Origin of the sequence: Mesorhizobium sp. LNJC405B00 (assembly GCF_000502615.1) — a bacterium.
GTDB lineage: Bacteria > Pseudomonadota > Alphaproteobacteria > Rhizobiales > Rhizobiaceae > Mesorhizobium.
Genome location: NZ_AYWC01000011.1, coordinates 1 through 17,210 on the forward strand (window position 1 = coordinate 1; position 17,210 = coordinate 17,210).

The window sequence follows — 17,210 nt, forward strand, 5'->3', positions numbered from 1 at the left end:
CTCTCGCGCAAACCAGTTGGCGCGCTCCCAGCCGGCGACTTCGCCGAACACGGCGCCGCGCGCCTTCAGGTGTTCATGCAGGGGCGAGCGCCTGACATTTCTGGACGTTGCCATCTGCCGGTAGGGGAAGTGATCCGCATAGAGCAGGCCGAGTGTTTCGGAGACACGCTCCTTGAGATACCTACGGTTCTTCTGGAATGGCTGGGCGCGGCGGATGTCGACTTCCCAGAGGTCGAAGGGCGCTTCGCCATCGTTGATCCATTGCGCCAGTGCCATGCCGGCGCCGCCGGACGAGACGATGCCGATGGAATTGTAGCCGGTCGCCATCCAGTAGCCACGGAGTTCCGGGGCCTCGCCGAGATAATAGCGGTCGTCGGGGGTAAAGCTTTCGGGGCCGTTGAAGAAGGTGTGAATGCCGGCGGTTGCCAGCATCGGCATGCGGTTGACGCCCATTTCGAGGATCGGCTCGAAATGCTCCATGTCCTCCGGCAACTGGTCGAAGCAGAAATCCTCGCTTATGCCGTCCATGCCCCAGGGCTTGGCCACAGGCTCGAAAGCGCCGAGCATCATCTTGCCGGCATCTTCCTTGTAGTAGGCGCATTCATCGGGAACGCGCAGCACCGGTAGACGACCGAGCCCGGGGATCGGCTCGGTGACGAGATAAAAATGTTCGCAGGCATGCAGCGGGATGGTGACGCCGTTCTGGGCGCCGAGCTCGCGCGCCCACATGCCGGCGCAGTTGACGACGATGTCGGCCTCGATCGTTCCCTGGTCCTCGCCTTGCGCCCACGACACACCGGTGACGCGACCGGCCTTGGTATGGACCTTGGTGACCTTCACATTTTCGACGATGGCGGCGCCACGCTGGCGGGCGCCCTTGGCCAGCGCCATGGCGATGTTGGCGGGATCGCACTGGCCGTCGAGCGGCAGATGCACGGCGCCGACCACGTCGGACACGTTGAGATGCGGGTACATCTCCTTGACTTCACCAGGCGAAATCTCGCGCACATCGACATCGAAGGCGCGGGCGAGCGAGGCCTGCCGGTAAATCTCGTGCTTGCGCTCCTCGGTCAGCGCCACGGTGATCGAGCCGACCTGGCGCATGCCGGTGCCGACTTCCGTTTCGGCTTCCAGCTTGACGTAGAGGTCGGCCGAATATTTGGCCAGCCGCGTCATGTTCTGCGAGCCGCGCAGCTGGCCGATCAGGCCGGCGGCGTGCCAGGTCGTCCCCGAGGTCAGCTGCTTGCGTTCCAGCAGCACGATGTCGGTCCAGCCGAGCTTGGCCAGGTGGTAGGCGACCGAACAGCCGGAGACACCGCCGCCGATAATAACCGCGCGGGCCTTGGTGGGAATGCTTCTGGTCATGCGGCCTCGCGGCGATAGCCGGATGCGAAGCGGCGCAGGCGTTTTGCGGCTTCCTGAAGCACCGGCTCCGGTTGGCAGAGGCTGATGCGGATGTGGCCGGCAGCGGCCTTGCCGAAGCTGGAACCCGGCATGACGCCGACACTCTCCTGGTCGAGAAAGGCCCAGGCGAATTTCTCGTCGTCGGGCTCGACGGCGGAGATGTCGAGCATGACATACATGCCGCCCTCCGAGCCGTGCACGCTGATATTGTTCATGCCGCGCACGGCGTCGAGCAGGACGGTGCGGCGCGCCGCATAGCGCTCGGCGATTTCCTTGACGCCATAGCGGTTCTCCAGCGCCTCGGCGCAGGCGATCGAGATGAAGGCCGGCAGGCCGTAGGTCGTCACCAGATTTAGATTGGTCAACAGCGTGATCATCTGCGTCGGGCCGGTCAGCCAGCCCATGCGCCAGCCGGTCATGCCGTGGCTCTTGGACATCGAATTGATGACCAGCGTGCGCTCGGCCATGCCGGGCAGGCCGCGCGGCGAGATGTGCTCGCCGCCGCCGAGCGTCCAGTAGACCTCGTCCGACAGCAGCCAGAGATCGTGCTCGCGGCAGATCTCGGCCAGCTCTTCCAGACGCTCACGCGAATAGACGGCGCCGGTCGGGTTGTTCGGCGTGTTGATCAAAATGGCGCGCGTGTTGGGCTTGAGCGCCGCGCGGATCATCTCGGCGTGCGGCTGGAAACCGTCTTCGGCCGGTGTCTCGACGACGGTGAAGCTGGCGCCGGCGGCGCTGAACGTGTTGGGATAAGTCGCGTAGTAGGGCGCCACCACGATAGCGTGGTCGCCCTGGTCGAGAACGGCCTGCACGGCCGCGTAAAGGGCAGCCTGGCCGCCCGGCGTGGCGATGACTTGGTCAGGTGCCGTCTCGACCCCGGTGCAAGCGGTCGAGGCCGCCGCCATCGCCCTGCGCAGGCGCGGAACGCCGGGAAGCGGGGTGTAGTGGTGGTTGCTGCCGCGAACCGCCGTCACGCAGGCTTCGATCGTCTGGCTCGGCGTATCGAAATCATGGTCGCCGACCGACAGCATGATGATGTCCTGGCCGGCCTCCTTGCGGGCCCATGCCTCGGTGTGGACCTCCCAGCCATCTTTGCCCGAAGGCACGATGCCGGAAATGCGCGATGAGGGTCTGGGCATCAGGATACTCCCGAGATTTCGTGGCCGGCCTGTTCGAGCTGATCGCGCAACGCGGCGATGTGGGCAGGGCCGACTTCGCAGCAGCCGCCGACGATGGTGGCGCCAGCGGCGACCCAGCCGAGCGCCTGGTCGGCATAGGCATCCGGATCAAGGTCGTGGCGTGCGTGCAGCACTTCGACCGTTCCGCCATGCTTGAGCGCTTCGACAGAGGTGAAGCCATTGGCATAGGCGCCGACCGGGCCGCCGAGGGCAATCAATTCGGGCAGTGCCGCGGCGATAGTTTCTGGCCGGCAGCAATTCACCAGGCGCGCTGCAACCGTCAGGCCGTCGAGGGCGTCCGCCGCTGCCGCTATTGTTTCGCCGCTGCGCAGCCGCGCCGCGCCGTGATCGGCGAGCGTCCAAGATACCCAGACAGGTTTGCCGCTTTCCGACGCAGCGGTAACGGCCGCACGGCCTTCCTCGGCTGAGGCCATGGTCTCGCACAGGAACAGGTCGACGCCATCGGCCTGCTCTGCGACGATGCGGCGATAGATGTCCAGCGTCTCCTGGAACGATATGGTCAGCGCCGGCGCATAGCTGCCGAACAGCGGTGATAGGCAGCCGGCGATCGCTGCATCGCCTGCCTCGTCGCGTGCCTGTCTTGCCAATTCGATGCCGCGCTTCTGCAAGGGCTTGAAGAGGTCTTCTGCTCCTTCCCGCGCGAGCCGCTCCGGCGTTGCCGAATAGGTGTTGATGGTGATGACGCGAGCGCCGGCCCGGATGAATTCGGCATGCAGGTCACGCACCAGATCCGGCTCGTCGATCAGCACCCTGGCCGACCAGAGCGGCGTCGGCTCGGAGCTGCTGCGGCGGACCAGTTCCTGGCCCATGCCGCCATCGGTGAGAATGACTTTCTTCATGCTCTCAGTCTTTCGTTTTTCGGATCCCACAGCGGCTCGTCTTTCTGCACGACTGCCTTGAAACGATCGCCAAAAATTTCAATCTCGATCGCGGTATCGGGTTCAGCCAGGTCGGCGCGCAGCATGCCGAGCGCGATCGATTTGTCGATGCGATGCCCCCAGCCGCCGGACGTCGTCTCGCCGACGATCTTGCCGTCATGCCAGAGCGTCGACACGGACGGCGCGTCGCAATCGCCTGGGTTTTCGACCACCAGCGTGACGAAGCGCTTCTTCACGCCTTGCTGCTTTTCGTTCTGCAGGGCTGCCTTGCCGCGGAAGTCGGGCTTGTCCCATTTGACGAAGCGCTCGAGCCCGCCCTGCAGGACCGTATAGTCGGTCGACAGGTCGCCCTTCCAGGTCCGGTAGCCCTTTTCGAGGCGCAGCGAATCCAGCGCATACATGCCGAACGGTTTCAGACCGTGTTTTTGTCCCGCCGCCCAGATGGCGTCGAAGATGGCGGCGGTGTCTCCCACCTTGGTGTGGATTTCCCAGCCGAGTTCGCCGGCGAAGGATACCCGCACCAGCTTCGCCCAGCGGCCGGCGATGGTGGTTTCCTGATGCGTCAGCCAGGGCAGCGAGAGATCCGCGCCACAGACATCGGCCAGGATCTTGCGCGAATTGGGGCCGGCGAGGATTTGCGTCGAATAGTCTTCGGTCCTGTCGGTGAGGGTGAAAGCCGCGTCCTTCGGCAGGCGCGACTTCAGCCATTCGAAATCGTGCCACTGCGCTACCGCCGCGGTGATCAGCGTCATCTGCTCTTCGCCATGGCGCACCACCGACATCTCGGTGACGATGCGGCCCTTGTCGTCGGCGAAATAGGCGAGGCCGATTCGGCCGGGCTTGGGCACCAGACCGGTGACCTGCAGTGCCAGCCATTCGGCTGCGCCAGGACCTTCGAGGTTGAAGCGCGAGAAGCCGGGCAGGTCGAGAATGCAGGCGGCGTCGCGCACCGCCAAGCATTCTTCGCGCACGCGGTGCTGCCACGGCCCGTCGCGGCGGAAGGTGAGTGTTGCTTCTTCCGACGTGTCGTCACCGGGTTGCGCATACCAGGTGGCACGCTCCCAGCCATTATAGGCGTCGAACTGGGCGCCGAGCGCCTTGATGCGATCGTGGATCGGCGACAGCTTGCGGTCGCGCCCGGCCGGCCAGGCATGGCGCGGGAACTGGATGGCGTATTCGTTGCCGTAGATCTCCATGCCCTTGGCGACGCTATAGTCGGGGGCGGCCGCAAAGCTGGTGAAACGGCGCGGATCGCAAGACCACATGTCCCATTCGGTCTGGCCCTGCGTAACCCATTCGGCCAGCACCTTGCCGGCGCCGCCGCCCTGGGCGATGCCGAAGGTGAAGACACAGGCCTCGAACGCGTTGGGAACGCCGGGCATCGGACCGATCAGCGGATTGCCGTCCGGCGCGTAAGGGATCGGCCCGTTGATCACCTTGGACAGGCCGGCAGTGCCGAGAATCGGCACGCGGGCTACGGCATCGGCAAGGTAGTGCTCGAGACGGTCGAGATCGTCGGGGAAGAGCTGGAAGGAAAAATCCTCCGGCATCGGGTCGTTGTGGGTCGCCCAATGCGCGCGGCAATTGCGCTCATAGGGGCCGAGATTCATGCCGTTCTTTTCCTGGCGCAGATAGTAGGAGGTGTCGACGTCGCGCAGCAGCGGCAGCTTCTTGCCCTGCTCCTTCGACCACGCCACCAGTTCGGGTATCTCCTCGAACAAGATGTACTGATGGCTCATCACCATCATCGGGACGTCGCGGCCGAACATTTTGCCGACTTCGGCGGCACGGTAGCCGGCGGCATTGACGACGATCTCGCAGCGGATTTCGCCTTGCGGGGTGACAACCACCCATTCGTCGTTCTCACGGCGCACGCCCGTGGTCGGGCAGAAGCGGATGATCTTTGCCCCCATGTCGCGCGCACCCTTGGCAAGTGCCTGCGTCAGCTGCGCGGGGTCGATGTCGCCGTCGTTTGGATCATAGAGCGCGCCTTTCAATTCATGCGTCTCGATGAAGGGATAGCGGCGCTTGATCTCATCAGGGCCGACAATGTCGATGTCCATGCCCTGGTAGCGGCCCATGCCCTTGGCGCGCTGGAACTCCTGCATGCGCTCCTTGGTGTGGGCGAGCCGCAGCGAGCCGGTAACGTGGTAGTTCATGGGATAGTCGACGGCATCAGCCAAGCCGCGATAGACCTCGGTCGAATAGCGCTGCATGTTCATCAGCGACCAGGACGACGAGAAGGTCGGCACGTTGCCGGCGGCATGCCAGGTCGAGCCCGATGTCAGCTCGTTCTTTTCAAGCAGCACGCAATCGGTCCAGCCCGCCTTGCAAAGGTGGTAGAGCGAGGAGGTGCCGACGACACCGCCTCCGATGATCACCACGCGTGCCGTGGTCGGCAAACCGGCCATATTCTTCTCCCAAACCTGAAGCGCGCTGCGCTTCTATCTTTTTGCTTGACGCATGTCGTTTCCCAAAACCGCTGCACACTTTGGGCCACATGCATTCAATAAACAGGCGGCGAAACCACCCAGATGATCACGGCCGGCTCGGTGCCGGGATTGCGCCAGCGGTACGGCTTGCGCTCGAAGCGGAAGGAATCGCCTTCGCCGAGCCGGTGCCAGACGCCGGCTATCTCGATCTCGAAAATGCCAGAGGCGATGTAGCCGGCTTCCTCGGTCGGCCGCAGCTGCTCGCTCTTCATCTCGGCGCCCGGCGCGAAGATCGAACGCACCATCTCGAAACTACCGCCGAGATCGGGCGACAGAAGCTCCTCCACCAGGCCGGATTCGCTTGTGCCAAGCGTGCGCCGGCTGCCGGCGCGCACGACAACGCCGCGCTCCTTCTCGATCGGCACGTCGTGGCTGAAGAACAGGCTGAGCGGCACGCCGAACAGGTCTGCGAAGGCCCTGAGGTCGCCAAGTGAAGGGATAGACAGGCCGCGCTCGACCTGACTGACCCAGCCGACAGAGCGGCCAAGCTTCAGCGCGATCTCAGCCAGCGTCAGCCCACGCGCCTTGCGCAGCGCACGGATGTCGCTTGCCAACAGGCGCTCCTCAGGTCCCTGCAATGTTTTGGGAATAGCTGGGGGCAAAACGCTCACTTGATGAAAATCTGGAAATGAATTTCATGAGAGCTCATGTCCGTGAAAAAATCAAGCGAATTTTCATGGGCACACAAGATTTGCTTGCGCCATTTTGGCGGTTCATGCAAAGGCTCTGGCACGAGCGGCGGGTGTGGGAATGCGGGTCGGCGACCAAGGATTGAAATCTGCGCAAGGTCTTCTCCGATAGCCGGTTCGGCTTTCGAAGTGTGCGCAAAGGGACGGCCCATGCTGGAAAAAAACGGCCTGGCAGCGCATAACGCGGCTGTTGTCGACGAGGCGATCATCTCGCGCCGTTCAGTGCGTGCCTTCCTGCCCGACATGGTCGATGACGAGACGATCCGAGCCATTCTTGGCGTCGCCGCGCGCGCGCCTTCGGGCACCAATATGCAGCCTTGGCGGGTCTATGTCGTCAAGGGCGAGGTCAAGCAGCAGATCACCGATGCCATCCTGAATTCCGGTATCCGCGCCGAAAAGGCCGATTGGGACGAGTATCGCTATTATCCCACCCAGTTCTTCGAGCCGTATCTCACCCGCCGCCGCGCCAACGGTTTCGGGCTCTATGGGGCACTCGGCATCGGCCGCCGCGAGGTCGACAAGATGCGCGCCCAGCACGACCGCAACTTCGTCTTCTTCGACGCGCCGGTCGGCATGATCTTCACCATCGACCGGCGGCTGAACCAGGGCTCGTGGATCGACTACGGAATGTTCCTGCAGAACATCATGGTGGCGGCGCGAGGCAGGGGCCTGCACACCTGCCCGCAGGCCGCCTTCGCGCCCTATCACCGGCAGATCCGGCCGGTGCTCAACATCCCCGACGAGGAGATCGTCGTCTGCGGCATGGCGCTCGGCCTTGAGGATACGTCGAAACCCGAAAACGACTTCCGCACCGACCGCGTGCCGCTGGAAGAGTGGGTGACGTTCAGCGGATAGGCCTCGGCTACCGGGGCCTTATTCCACGTTCATCTGCGCGCCATGGCCGCTGACATGGGCGCCGTCCTGCGGTGTCAGTCTGAGATAGGCGATCAGCGCGCACAAAGTGATGACGCCCTCGACCACGAACAGGATGCGGAAATCGTTGGTCACCGCCGGCCTGCCGCCAGCCAGGAACGACAACAGCGCCGCCGCCAGGCCGACGCTGATCGCCACCCCCAACTGCCACAGTATGTAGTAGAGCGCGCTGAAGCGGGCGAGCTGGTCGGGCGCGATGTCGGAATAGGCGAGATTGCCGGTCGAAGCCCACTGCGCCGAGCGCAGAACGCCGAAGGCAAAGATATAGACGAGCACGATCCAGACCGGCGTTGTCGCCTCAATCAAGGCGAAGCCCGCTACCATGGCAGCAACGATCGGCGTGTTGACGACCAGCACGCGGCGAAAGCCGAAACGGTTGAGCAGGCGCGGCATGAAGACACGCATGATCAGCGAGCCGATTGCGGCGACGAAAGTCAGCGATCCCGCCTGCACCGCGCTCATGCCCAAGCCGAGCTGGAACATCAGCGGCAAAAGGAAAACGACCGAGCTCAGGCCGATCGTGTCCAGCCCACCACCGGTGAGGAATGAGATGCGAAAGGTGCGGATGCGCAGGAGTTTCAGGTCAAGCAAGGGGTTGCGGGCGCGCAGGCAGTAGAAGGAGGCAAGCGTCAGGATGACGATCGCCAGCGCCAGCTCGGCCGCGATCATGCTGCCGGCGGCGTCTTTGGCCGCAAGCGAATCCATGCCGAAGACCAGCAGGACCATGCCGCTGCCGACCAGCAGGAAGCCCGGGAAATCGAATGGCGTGCGCACCGGTTTGGTAACGGCCGGAAACAGCGACGCGGCAAGAACGGCCGCGGCCAGCGCGAACGGCACGTTGATGAAGAAGATCCAGCGCCAGGAAATGTAGGTCGTCAGCGCGCCGCCGACCAGCGGGCCGACCAGCGGTCCGGACTGGCCGGCCAGCGAAATATACATGTTGATCGTCAGCGTGCGGCTGCGCGGGAAGGTCGACAGGATGACGACCTGGCCGAGCGTCCCCATCAAGGCGCCGCCGAAGCCTTGCAGCGCGCGGGCGCCGACCAGCGTCCAGATGTCGTTGGACAATCCGCACAGCGCCGATGACGCGGCGAACACCAGCAAGGCGAAGCAATAAACGTTGCGCAAGCCGAAGCGGTCGGCCGCCCAGCCGCCGAGCGGCATCGAGATGATCAGGCTGGCGACATAGACAGTGATCAACAGGCCGAGCTGGCTCGGCGGCCGGCCGAGGCTGTCGCTGATACCGGGCAGGGCGGTGACCACGACATTCTGGTCGAGGCTGGTCATGAACACGCCGCAGGCGACCGTCAGCGGCAGCAGGAGCAAGGCTCTGGCCGACACATCGGCGCGATCCGTGGCGCCGGCGGATAGTTCTGCGGTCATGGGGATGTTCGAACCAAACGACGATGCCGACTCTGAGACGGGATTTTTTTAATCCCCTGGGCCGGTTGGGCCACGTTTCCCACCATGGGCTTCCATTGGAGCATTCTCTAGCGGCAGAACCGGCTGGCCTTGAGGCCAGAACGGCTTTTGGCCCTACTGAATCTCGTAGCCGACCTCCTCGCTGGCATGGCAGAGCGCCTTCCAGAACGAGCGGGCGAAGGAGCGGAAGACATAGATGTCGAACTGGTCGGTGCCGGTGCGCTGGATCTGCGCAAAGACGTCGTGATGGGTGGTCGAACGGCCGGAGCCGATCGGGAAGGCGGGCAGCGCAAAGTCGATGGCGAAGAATTTCGCCAGCACCCATTCGGCCTTAGGGCCGGCGATGCGGATAGCGGTGCGGCCATGCGACAGGTCGGTGATCGTGCCGATTGCCGGGGTTACGTCCCCGGCAAAACGCGTCGCCAGGCCCTCGGCATCGTCGACGGCGGTGAATTTTCCAGGCGCGAAACCGAACGCGGCCTTGCCGTCCTTGGCAACGCCGCCGCCGGCGCCATCGGGCAAATCTAGGCCGGTGACCTTGCGGATCGCTTCGATCAGCTGCTTTTCCGCGCCCGGCCATGCGGCCAGCTGCAGAATCGAGCCTGGCCTGATTTCGGTCAGAATGACATCGACGCCATGCTCGAAGTTGCCGTGCGAACCCGGATGGAACACCGGCTCGAGCGGCGAGAGCCGCTCGGGTGGCTGGCGTTCACGTGATTGGCGCTCAGCCATGCATGCGGCTCCCGTCCGGGTCGTAGAAATGGTTGGAGACGATTTCGACCGGCCCGAACCGCTTGCGCAGCGGATCGGAGACGAATGCCCGGGTGCCATGGCGCGCCTTGCCGCCCTCGACCAAAGCCAGCGCGATGTGCTTGCCCAGCGCCGGCGAGTAGCAGCAGGCGGTGATATGGCCGATGGAGTCGTGCGGATTGGCTTCGTCCAGTTCCTCGACGAGGTGGGCTCCGCCATTGAACGGCCGATTGTCGAGCGAGACCAGACCGACCAGCTGCAGCCGCTCGGGCGCGATCAGGCCTTCGCGGTCCATCATCGCCGAGCCGATGAACGGCTTCTTCTTCGACAGCATCCAGTCGAGATGCAGGTCGCGCGCCGTGGTGCGGCCGTCGATCTCCGCGCCGGTGACATGGCCCTTTTCGATGCGCATCGTGCCCAACGCCTCCAGCCCGTAGGTGACCAGGCCGAACGGCTTGCCGGCTTCGATAAGGGCTTCCCAGACATGGGTGCCGTAGCCGGCGCCGCAATAGACCTCGAAGGCCATTTCTCCGGAGAAGGACAGCCGGCAAATCATCACCGGCACGCCTGATATCTCGCCGCGCACGATGCCCATGAAGGGCAGGGCTGTGTTGTCGACCGCAGTGCCGGTGACACAGGCGGCGAGGATGGCCCGCGCCTTCGGCCCGCCGATGGCCGCGCCCGCCCATTCGTCGGTTGCCGAGGTGACATGCACTTTGAGTTCCGGCCAGATGACGTCGAGGAAATATTCCAGATTCTGCATCACCTTGCCGGCGTTGGCCGTGGTGGTCGTCATCAGGAAATCCCGTTCGCCAAGCCGCCATGTGGTGCCGTCGTCGAAGGCCAGCCCATCCTCGCGCAGCATCAGGCCGTAGCGGGCCTTGCCGACGGGGAGGGTAGAAAACATGTTGGTGTAGACGCGGTCGAGGAATTCACCGGCATCCGGTCCCTGCACGGCGATCTTGCCCAGCGTCGAGACGTCGACAATGCCGGCACTTTCGCGCGTCGCCCTGGCTTCACGGACATAGGCCTGTTCGACCGTCTCGCCGGCAAGGCCGTAGATCATTGGCCGATACCAGAGCCCGGCGGAATACATCGTCGCGCCATTGGCGAGGTGCCAGTCATGCATCGGCGTCAGCCGCTCCGGCTTCAGATCGCCGAAACGCTCGGCCGCGAGCGAGCCAATCGACACCGCGGAGTAGGGAGGGCGGAAGCGCGTCGTTCCGACTTCGGGGATCGGTTTGCCCAACGCCTCGGCCATGATGGCGAGGCCCGGAACGTTGGAGTTCTTGCCCTGGTCGGTCGCCATGCCGAGCGTGGTGTAGCGCTTCAGATGCTCGACGGAGACAAAACCTTCGCGATGCGCCAGCCGCACGTCTTCGGCAGTCACGTCATGCTGGAAGTCGACGAAGCTTTTTCCCTTGGCTTTGATCTCGAACACCGGCGCCGGATCGGGGTTTCCCGGGGCTGCTTCGACATCCGGCAAAGCTGCCGGCGCAGCCGCTCCGCCCGCGGCGGACAGGCCGGCTGCACGGCCCTCAGTGATGGCTTCGACGGTCGAAAAGCTGCCGTTGAAAGCGCCGGCGCCAATCCATTGCCGAGTCGGTTTCGGCGGCAGGAAGGCCTGGCGGGCAGGGTTCCATTCGGCTCTGGCACCGGCCTGGCTGGCGAGATGGATGGTCGGCGACCAGCCACCCGACATCAGCAGGCAATCGGCGTGGATGCTGCGGGCGTCACCGCTCAGCGTGCCCGAATTCATGTCGAAGCGCTGCACCTTGAGGCCGGAGAGTGCCTTGCCGCCCTCGGTTGCGACCACGGCATGGCCGGAAAGGATTTCGGCTTCGGCTTCGGTGGCGAGGCTGCGCATCTCGGCCGACAGTTCGGGGCGCACATCGACGATGGCGACAATGGCCGCGCCGGCCTTCTTCAGCGCCAGAGCCGAGCGATAGGCGCTGTCATTGTTGGTGAACAGGGCAATCCTGTCGCCGGGCAGCACGCCATAATCATTGGCGTAGCGCTCGCCGGCATGCGCCAGCATGATGCCCGGCCGGTCATTGCCGGGAAACACAAGCGGCCGCTCGAAAGAGCCAGTGGCCAGCACCACCGTTTTGGCGCGGATCGCCCAGTAGCGATGGCGCGGCTCGCCCTTCCCAGGCGTTTCCTTGTGGTCGGTGACGCGCTCGAGTGCCGCCAGCGTGTTGCCGTCGTAATAGCCCCACACTGTGGTGCGCGGCAGCAGGCGGACCGTGTCATGGCCCTCAAGCTGGCTGACGGTGCGCGCCGCCCAGTCGGCGGCCGGCGCGCCGTCGATGGTCTCGCCGGACCAGTTGGCCGAGCCGCCGAAACGCGGCTCGAGTTCGGCCAGGATGACGCGCGCGCCCTGGTCGGCAGCGGCCTTGGCGGCTGACAGGCCGGCCGGGCCGGAGCCGACCACCAGCACGTCGCAAAACGCGTTCATGCGCTCGTAGCGCGAGGTGTCGGCGGCAATACCGGCGCGGCCCAGGCCGGCGGCGCGGCGGATGAAATGCTCGCAGAACATCCAGAAGCGGGTGCCTTTCAAGGGGCCGAAGACAGGGCCCATGAAGGTCTTGTAGTAGAAGCCGGCGGCCAGGATCTTGCCGCCGAGCTGGTTGACGGCGTTGATGTCCCAGGCGAGCGAGGGAAAGCGGTTCTGGCTGACGGCCACCAGCCCGTCATAGATCTCGACCATGGTTGCGGCGATGTTGGGCTCGCGCACTTCGCCGCGCAGCACCGTGACCAGCGCGTTCGGCTCCTCGACGCCGGCCGAGAGCAGGCCGCGCGGGCGGTGGTATTTGAACGAGCGGCCGAAAAGCGTCACGCCGTTGGCAAGCAGCGCCGAGGCCAGCGTGTCGCCGCCATGGCCGGTGTAGGGCGTGCCGTCGAAGGTGAAGCGGATGGTGCGCATGCGGTCGACGCGGCCGCCGGTCTCGGCGCGGCGCGGGCTCACGACTTGCCTCCGGCTTTGTGCCGGGCACCGGCATTGTGGTCGACGCGGGCGAAACCGGTGCTGGAAATCTCATGCGTGACCGTGTTGCGCACCATCCTCAGATGGGTGCGGCAACCGCCGGAATGCTGCCAGATCTCATTGTGGTCGCCGGCCGGGTTCAGCCGGTCGTAGACATAGGCGTTCCAGGCGTCGAGATCCTGCGAGGCGGGCTGCGGGCGCTCGCGGTTGCCGTCGCCTTGATAGGTGAACTCGATGACGTCGCGCGGGCCGCAATAGGGACAAGTGATAAGCATTTGTTTGAACCCTAATGCAGCCGGGGCGTTGCGCCCTGGCCCTTGTCGTCGATCACCAGGCCGCGATAAAAACGGTCGAGCGTGAACGGCGCGTTGAGCGCGTGCGGCTCGTCCTTGGCGATGGTGTATGCAAAGCACCAGCCCGAGGCCGGCGTCGCCTTGAAGCCGCCATAGCACCAGCCGCAATTGAGATACATGCCCGGCAGCGGGCCGGTGGTGATGATCGGCGAACCGTCCATCGACATGTCGCAGACGCCGCCCCAGGAGCGCAGCATGCGTACACGCGCAAGGCTGGGAAACAGCGCCAGCATCTCGCTCATCACCTCGTCGACGATGGGCAGATTACCGCGCTGGGCGTAGCTGTTGTAGCCGTCGATATCGCCGCCATAGACAAGGCCGCCCTTGTCGGACTGCGACATATAGAAATGGCCCATGCCGAAGGTCAGGACCGTGTTGCAGAACGGTTTCAGCGACTCTGTCACGAAGGCCTGCAGCACATGGCTCTCGATCGGCATCCTGTCGATGCCGGCAAGCTGCATCACCCGTCCGGTGCTGCCGGCAACGGCCACGGCAACTTTCTTGCCGCGGATCTCTCCGCGCGTCGTCTGCACGCCGGTGATGCGGTCGCCGTCGCGCAGGAAGCCGGTGACCTCGCAATTCTCGACGATGTCGACGCCGCGTCGGTCGGCGCCGCGGGCATAGCCCCAGGCAACCGCATCGTGACGGGCGGTGCCGGCGCGCGGCTGCATCAGGCCGCCGACGATGGGAAAGCGCGCGGAGGCCGACATGTCCAGCGCCGGGACCAGGCGCGCGATCTCGGCGGTGCTCATCAGCTCGGCATCGACGCCGAGATGGCGCATGGCGTTGCCGCGCCTGGCCAAGTCGTCGAACTGGGCCGGCGTGTGAGCCAGGTTCAGGCAGCCGCGCTGCGAGAACATGACGTTGTAGTTGAGGTCGTGCGACAGGTTCTCCCACATCTTCATCGAATGTTCGTAGAAGCGGGTGTTGGACGGCAAAAGGTAGTTGGAGCGCACCGCCGTGGTGTTGCGGCCGACATTGCCGGAACCCAGCCAGCCCTTTTCCAGCACCGCGACATTGTTGATGCCGTGCTCCTTGGCCAGATAATTGGCCGTCGACAGGCCATGACCGCCGCCACCGATGATGATGACATCATAGGAGGCCTTGGGCTCGGGCTTGCGCCAGGCCGGCTTCCAGTCCTTGTTTCCCTTGAGCGCGTTCGCGAGAAGCGAAAGGGCTGAATATTCCGCCATTCTTCATGTCATCCCTAGAGCATGATGCCGAAAAGTGTGAAGCGGTTTTCGGACGACATCATGCTCTATATCTTTAATTTCTAGAGCCGGATGATTTCAGGTCCAACAGACCTGAAGCCATCCGGCTCGGGTGCGATGCGGCAGACTATAGAGCAGGCGGCGGGCGCAAAGCCAAGATTGCGCCATGGCTTTTCGACTGGCCGACTCCCGCAAGGCGCCCAACTGCGATGACTTCGCCACGACTTGCCCCACGGGATGAGCGTCTCTATCAAGGACCGCTTTAGAAGCGGCCTTGCCGCCCTTTGAGTCGCCACCATTATGCTTTTTCGCTTCTTTCGCCTGATCCTGGTCCTCGCGCTCGTTGCCTTGGCGTCGCATTCGTTCGGCGCGATGGCGCAGGGGCTGGGCCAGGCGCCTGCCGGGCTGGTCGCCGACCAGCAGAAAATCCTGCAGGGTTTGACGACGAAAACCGACGCTCTGGAGAAGAAAGTCCAGGAGGACGGCGTCGACGACACCACCCTCGTCGAGATCCGCCTGCAGCTGGAAGAGCTGTCGCGCGCTGCGCTGAACAGCGCGCTGGCGTTTCGTTCGCGGCTGGGAGAGATCAATTCGAGGCTCGAGCAGCTTGGCGCACCGCCGGCTGCCGGACAGCCCCCTGAACCGGACATCGTGACCGGCGAGCGCCAGGCGCTGGCGTCGGAAAAGGCGGAGATCAACGCCGTCATCGCCGGCGCGCAGAACCTGTCGATCCGCATCAATGCGCTGATCGAGAAGATCGGCAACATGCGCAGCGAGCTGTTTCGCAGCGGGCTGACCAAGCGCTATGTGTTGTCCGATGCACTGAGCCCCCAGGTGTTTTCCGACGCAAGGGACGAATACGCCAACTTCTACAGGGCGGTGTCGTCGTGGCTGAGCTTTGCCTTCAAGTTCAAGTTCCAGGCGATGCTCGCGGCGACCCTCATGGCGCTTGCTTTGGCGGTGGTGCTTCTGGTCGGTGGGCGCCGCCTGTTTGGGCGCATCTTCGAGCCCGACGCGTCGGTTGAAGATCCGACATATCTCAGTCGCCTGTCGGTGGCGTTCTGGTCGACTTTGCTGCCGACGCTGGCGGTCAGCGCCTTCCTCGCCTCGACGGTGTTCCTGTACAACTACTACAATGTGCTGCGCGGCGACATAGGCGTGTTCCTCAACGCTCTGGCAGCCGTCATCGCCATAGTGTTCTGTGTCAACCGCCTGACCAATGCGGCGCTGTCGCCCAGCATGCCGAACTGGCGCCTGATCCAGGTCGAGACCGGCCCGGCGCGTTGGCTGGTGCGACTGACGACGGCCATGGCAGTCGTCATCGGCATCAACAATTTCCTGTCGATCGTCAACGACAAGATGGGCTCGCCTCTGTCGCTGACGGTGGCCAGGAGTCTTGTCGCCACCGTCATCGTGGGCGTCATCCTGATCCTGATGGCGCTGCTGAAGCCTTACAAGGATGCCGACGGGCGCTGGCGCCCCTGGCCGGCCTGGCTGCGCTACACCTGTGTCGCGCTCGGCCTGTTCACGATTGCGGCGGCGCTGTTCGGCTATATCGGTCTTGCCATCTTCGTCTCGTTGCAGGTCGTGGTCACCGGCACCATCCTGCTCACCGCCTATATCGGCTTCCTGTCGGCGCGCGAGATCGGCGAGGAGGGTGGTTTCGCCGGCACGTCCATCGGGCGCTGGCTGAAGACCAATTCCAGCTATGAGGACACCGCGCTCGACCAACTCGGCCTCGTCGTCAGCGTCGCCATCAACCTGATGATCGTGCTGGTGTTCCTGCCGCTGATCCTGTTGATGTGGGGCTTCCAGCCCGGCGATATCCAGGCCTGGGGCTATAAATTGGCGACAGGCGTCACCGTCGGTTCGGTGACGATTTCGGTCACCGGCATCCTCACCGGCATCGTCGTCTTCATCATCGGCTATTTCCTGACCCGCTGGTTCCAGGGCTGGCTCGACGGCTCGGTAATGGCGCGCGGCAAGGTCGATACCGGCGTGCGCAACTCGATCCGGCTGGCGGTCGGCTATGCCGGCGTCGCGCTCGCTGGGCTCGTCGGCATCTCGGCGGCGGGCATCGATCTCTCCAACCTGGCGCTTGTTGCCGGCGCACTTTCGCTGGGTATCGGCTTTGGCCTGCAGAATGTCGTGTCCAACTTCGTGTCCGGCCTGATCCTGCTCGCCGAGCGGCCGTTCAAAGTCGGCGACTGGATCGTCGCCGGCGACACATCAGGCACGGTCAAGAAGATCAGCGTGCGCGCCACCGAAATCGAGACCTTCCAGCGGCAATCGGTGATCCTGCCCAATTCGAATCTCATCAACAACGCCGTCGGCAACTGGACGCACCGCAACAAGCTCGGACGTGTGGAGATCAAGGTCGGGGTCGCCTATGGCAGCGACGTCAAGCGGGTACACGCGGTTCTGCTGGAGATTGCGCGCGGCCATGCGCTGGTGCTGAAGAACCCGGAACCCTTCGTGCTGTTCACCAATTTCGGGCCGGCAGCACTCGAGTTCGAGATCCGCGTGTTCCTGGCCGATGTGCTGAACGGCGCGATTGTTCAGAACGATATCCGCTTTGCCGTTCTCGATGCTTTTGACGCCGAGCACATAGAAATCCCCTCGACGCCGCGCGCCGAGGTCAAGGTCAAGCAGACCGACGCATGGCCGATCGACGACGACAAGATCGAAGTCGAGTTCGCCGAGAAGGAGCAGGCGGAGGCCAGAGCCGCCACCGAGGCGAAGCGGCTGGCCAAAACTGGTCGCAAGGCCCGCAAACCCGATCCCAGCTAAGGCCCCAAGCTCCTCCCAAACCAATTGCGGCATGAATGCGGCATTCAGTTGCGGTTCAGCTTGCATCTCATATAAGCTCACATGCAAGGGCGAGAATGCCTTG

Annotated in this window: 12 protein-coding genes; 2 read left to right on the top strand and 10 right to left on the bottom strand. The window is 64.2% G+C overall.

The window, feature by feature from the left end:
• From X756_RS145950 to X756_RS145930, 5 genes are all read right to left on the bottom strand, one after another.
• On the bottom strand, window positions 1-1,365 hold a 1,365-nt coding region (locus X756_RS145950), incomplete at its 3' end, for an FAD-dependent oxidoreductase (RefSeq protein WP_023730671.1).
• Window positions 1,362-2,543, bottom strand: a complete 1,182-nt coding sequence (locus tag X756_RS145945) for a pyridoxal phosphate-dependent aminotransferase (RefSeq protein ID WP_023706109.1) — start codon at window positions 2,541-2,543, stop codon at window positions 1,362-1,364. The genes X756_RS145945 and X756_RS145950, both read right to left, overlap by 4 nt.
• Window positions 2,543-3,442 carry a homocysteine S-methyltransferase family protein gene (locus tag X756_RS145940; RefSeq protein WP_023730672.1) on the bottom strand — a complete coding sequence of 300 codons (900 nt, stop codon included), beginning with the start codon at window positions 3,440-3,442 and terminating at the stop codon, window positions 2,543-2,545. Before X756_RS145940 ends, X756_RS145945 begins: the two co-directional genes overlap by 1 nt.
• Complete coding sequence (locus tag X756_RS145935; RefSeq protein WP_023730673.1) at window positions 3,439-5,892, bottom strand: FAD-dependent oxidoreductase; 2,454 nt, start codon at window positions 5,890-5,892, stop codon at window positions 3,439-3,441. The genes X756_RS145940 and X756_RS145935 overlap by 4 nt, the downstream gene beginning before the upstream one ends.
• Window positions 5,893-5,987: 95 nt before the next feature.
• The gene (locus X756_RS145930) at window positions 5,988-6,530 is read right to left on the bottom strand and encodes an XRE family transcriptional regulator (protein ID WP_023706106.1); all 543 of its coding nucleotides are present in this window, start codon (window positions 6,528-6,530) and stop codon (window positions 5,988-5,990) included.
• A 282-nt stretch (window positions 6,531-6,812) separates the two neighbouring features.
• Between X756_RS145930 and X756_RS145925 the strand changes: the two genes are divergently transcribed.
• Window positions 6,813-7,517, top strand: coding sequence for a nitroreductase (locus X756_RS145925; protein WP_023670762.1), 705 nt, complete (start codon window positions 6,813-6,815; stop codon window positions 7,515-7,517).
• Window positions 7,518-7,535: 18 nt separating this feature from the next.
• Here X756_RS145925 and X756_RS145920 read toward each other — a convergent pair whose 3' ends face one another.
• The 5 genes from X756_RS145920 to X756_RS145900 form a co-directional block, all read right to left on the bottom strand.
• A complete protein-coding gene (locus X756_RS145920) occupies window positions 7,536-8,978 on the bottom strand; it encodes an MFS transporter (RefSeq protein ID WP_023730675.1) in 1,443 nt (480 codons plus the stop codon).
• Between the two features lie 153 nt (window positions 8,979-9,131).
• Window positions 9,132-9,749, bottom strand: a complete 618-nt coding sequence (locus X756_RS145915) for a sarcosine oxidase subunit gamma (RefSeq protein WP_023730676.1) — start codon at window positions 9,747-9,749, stop codon at window positions 9,132-9,134.
• Entirely contained in the window at window positions 9,742-12,735 is a 2,994-nt protein-coding gene (locus tag X756_RS145910; RefSeq protein ID WP_023730677.1) for a sarcosine oxidase subunit alpha, read from the bottom strand. Before X756_RS145910 ends, X756_RS145915 begins: the two co-directional genes overlap by 8 nt.
• Complete coding sequence (locus X756_RS145905; RefSeq protein WP_023710790.1) at window positions 12,732-13,028, bottom strand: sarcosine oxidase subunit delta; 297 nt, start codon at window positions 13,026-13,028, stop codon at window positions 12,732-12,734. Before X756_RS145905 ends, X756_RS145910 begins: the two co-directional genes overlap by 4 nt.
• An 11-nt stretch (window positions 13,029-13,039) precedes the next feature.
• Window positions 13,040-14,299, bottom strand: coding sequence for a sarcosine oxidase subunit beta family protein (locus X756_RS145900; protein ID WP_023730678.1), 1,260 nt, complete (start codon window positions 14,297-14,299; stop codon window positions 13,040-13,042).
• Between the two features lie 318 nt (window positions 14,300-14,617).
• Here X756_RS145900 and X756_RS145895 point away from each other — a divergent pair, with 318 nt between their 5' ends.
• Window positions 14,618-17,107: a mechanosensitive ion channel family protein gene (locus X756_RS145895; RefSeq protein ID WP_023730679.1), complete on the top strand. Its 2,490-nt coding sequence runs from the start codon at window positions 14,618-14,620 to the stop codon at window positions 17,105-17,107.
• Window positions 17,108-17,210: the final 103 nt, after the last annotated feature.

What these genes read in the sequence shown, in the direction of transcription:
- X756_RS145945 (WP_023706109.1), bottom strand. Translation starts at nt 2,543, where the DNA reads ATGCCCAGACCCTCATCGCGCATTTCCGGCATCGTGCCTTCGGGCAAA.
- X756_RS145940 (WP_023730672.1), bottom strand. Translation starts at nt 3,442, where the DNA reads ATGAAGAAAGTCATTCTCACCGATGGCGGCATGGGCCAGGAACTGGTC.
- X756_RS145925 (WP_023670762.1), top strand. Translation starts at nt 6,813, where the DNA reads ATGCTGGAAAAAAACGGCCTGGCAGCGCATAACGCGGCTGTTGTCGAC.
- X756_RS145895 (WP_023730679.1), top strand. Translation starts at nt 14,618, where the DNA reads ATGCTTTTTCGCTTCTTTCGCCTGATCCTGGTCCTCGCGCTCGTTGCC.
- X756_RS145905 (WP_023710790.1), bottom strand. Translation starts at nt 13,028, where the DNA reads ATGCTTATCACTTGTCCCTATTGCGGCCCGCGCGACGTCATCGAGTTC.
- X756_RS145935 (WP_023730673.1), bottom strand. Translation starts at nt 5,892, where the DNA reads ATGGCCGGTTTGCCGACCACGGCACGCGTGGTGATCATCGGAGGCGGT.
- X756_RS145915 (WP_023730676.1), bottom strand. Translation starts at nt 9,749, where the DNA reads ATGGCTGAGCGCCAATCACGTGAACGCCAGCCACCCGAGCGGCTCTCG.
- X756_RS145920 (WP_023730675.1), bottom strand. Translation starts at nt 8,978, where the DNA reads ATGACCGCAGAACTATCCGCCGGCGCCACGGATCGCGCCGATGTGTCG.
- X756_RS145900 (WP_023730678.1), bottom strand. Translation starts at nt 14,299, where the DNA reads ATGGCGGAATATTCAGCCCTTTCGCTTCTCGCGAACGCGCTCAAGGGA.